This is a genomic window from Brachybacterium sp. NPDC056505 (genome assembly GCF_042794925.1).
GTDB classification, from domain to species: Bacteria; Actinomycetota; Actinomycetes; order Actinomycetales; family Dermabacteraceae; genus Brachybacterium; species Brachybacterium kimchii.
Map to the genome: position 1 here is coordinate 1 of NZ_JBHTSV010000067.1, position 2,127 is coordinate 2,127.

The 2,127-nt window shown below is 70.4% G+C and carries 2 protein-coding genes; both read left to right on the plus strand.

Annotated features, from left to right (window positions below; all coding sequences use genetic code 11):
* Nucleotides 1-172 precede the first annotated feature (172 nt).
* Nucleotides 173-901: a metal-dependent transcriptional regulator gene (locus tag ACFQ53_RS17655; protein ID WP_377862279.1), complete on the plus strand. Its 729-nt coding sequence runs from the start codon at nt 173-175 to the stop codon at nt 899-901.
* A 193-nt stretch (nt 902-1,094) separates the two neighbouring features.
* Nucleotides 1,095-2,072 carry a C40 family peptidase gene (locus ACFQ53_RS17660; protein WP_377862281.1) on the plus strand — a complete coding sequence of 326 codons (978 nt, stop codon included), beginning with the start codon at nt 1,095-1,097 and terminating at the stop codon, nt 2,070-2,072.
* The last annotated feature ends 55 nt before the right edge of the window (nt 2,073-2,127 follow it).

Consider the following 2,127-nt stretch of genomic DNA (forward strand, 5'->3'; position numbering starts at 1 on the left):
CCCCAGCGGGTGCCCGCCCGTCCGCGCGTCCGGGGGCGGGAGGGGCCGCAGAGCTTCGGTGGGCGTACGCGCGCCGGCGTGCGCGTCGGCCGTCAGCGCAATCGCTGGGGGAGTGTCGGTCTGAACAGGTACGGTAGAGCCCGTCGGAGGAACCAGGAACGGAGCAGCATCCATGAGCAGCGATCTTGTCGACACCACGGAGATGTATCTCAAGACGGTGTTCGAGCTTCATGAGGCGGGCATCCCCCCGATGCGCGCCCGGATCGCGGATCGGCTCGGGCACTCGGGGCCGACGGTCTCGCAGACCGTCGCCCGCATGGAGCGCGACGGCCTCCTGCACCTGGACGACGAGCGCCGCATCATGCTCACCGACAAGGGGCAGGCCATCGCGACCGACGTGATGCGCAAGCACCGTCTGGCGGAGCGCCACCTCATCGAGCAGGTCGGGCTGCCCTTCGAGCTGGTCCACGAGGAGGCCTGCCGCTGGGAGCACGTCATGAGCCGCGAGGTCGAGACGCGCATCGCCCAGCAGATCGTCGCGCCCTTCATCGATCCCTATGGCAACCCCATCCCGGGTCTCGCCGAGCTCGGGATCGACACGTCCGACGAGACCGGCGTCACCCCCGAAGGTCAAGATTCGGCAAGTTGGCACGGCACCCTCGACCGCGCGCTGGGCGGCTCCGGGTCGCTCGAGCTGCGCCTGCGCAGGATCGGCGAGACGGCGCAGACCGATGTCGATCTGCTGCGCGATCTCGCTGGTCACGGCATTCTCCCCGGTGAGACGTTCCGGGCCGAGCGGACGCAGTCCGGTTTCCGGCTGCAGGGCGACGGCGCGGAGCCGATCATCATCGACGAGGACACCGCCGGTCAGCTCGTGGTGACTCCCGCGGCGGCCGAGTAAAGAGTCGGCAAGGCCTTCCCCAGACCTTCTCAGGACGCTGGGTGCGGGCGTTCAGGAGTCCTTAGGGTCGAGGGCGTGCCGATCGCGGAACGATCGGCCGACGCCCACCGAGTTCGGCGCGCAGCGCTTCGGTCCGGGCAACTGAAGACGAAGCCGAATCTCCGCTCCGGCGGAGGCCCAGGGGAGCCCTCACGTGTCGAAGACTGCGATGAACACGCACCGCCGAGCCATGCGCCCGGTGACGCCGGCCGTCCGCGCCGGCCGCACCGCCGCCGGCGCTGCGATCGCCGCCACCATGCTGTTCGGCGGGTCCGCCGCCGCGACGGCCGACGGGTCGAACCAGGCCGATGGCGCCGCGCAGGCCCAGGGGAACGCCGCCCCGGCCGTGCTGCCCGCGGTTGACGCGAAGCCTTCGCAGATCCAGAAGCTCGCGAAGGACACCGAGAGCGACGGTAAGGACTCGTCGGATCTCTCGGCGTTCACGGTCGACGGCGTCATGAACACCGAGTCCAAGGCTGAGGCCGAGGCGAAGGCGGAGAAGGCCCGCAAGGCCGCGGAGAAGAAGGCCGCCGACGAGCGCGCCGAGCAGGAGGCCGCTGAGCAGGCCGCCGCCGACGAGGCCCAGGACGACCAGTCCCAGGACCAGCAGGACGACCAGTCCCAGGACCAGCAGGACGACCAGTCGCACGAGAGCACCTCCTCGCAGTCGACCTCGAGCAGGTCCTCGCACTCGAGCTCCTCCAGCTCGAGCTCGTCCTCCTCGAGCAGCTCCTCCTCCAAGAAGTCGTCGAGCTCCTCGGAGAAGACGTCCAGTGCCCCCGCCGCCTCGAGCGCCTCGGGCAACGGCATCCTCTCCACGGCCCGCAGCGGCATCGGCACCCCGTACGTGTTCGGCGGGACCAGCACGAGCGGCTGGGACTGCTCGGGCTTCACCCAGTGGGTCTACGCGCAGAACGGCATCAGCATCCCCCGCACCGACTCGGCTCAGGCCGCCGGCGGTCGCGTGATCTCCAAGTCCGAGGCGCGCCCCGGCGACCTCATGCGCAAGCCCGGCCACGTGGCCATCTACGCGGGCGGCGACATGCTGATCGACGCCGGCAACAAGCGCGTGGGCACGACCGAGCGCCACATCTACTCGGGCTCCTGGACGTACGTCACGTACACCCACTGATCATCCCTGACATCCCCCGCGTCGCACGTCGGCCCCGCACCCCTGGGTGCGGGGC

Coding starts and splice junctions, on each gene's coding strand:
- ACFQ53_RS17655 (WP_377862279.1), top strand. CDS start 173: ATGAGCAGCGATCTTGTCGACACCACGGAGATGTATCTCAAGACGGTG.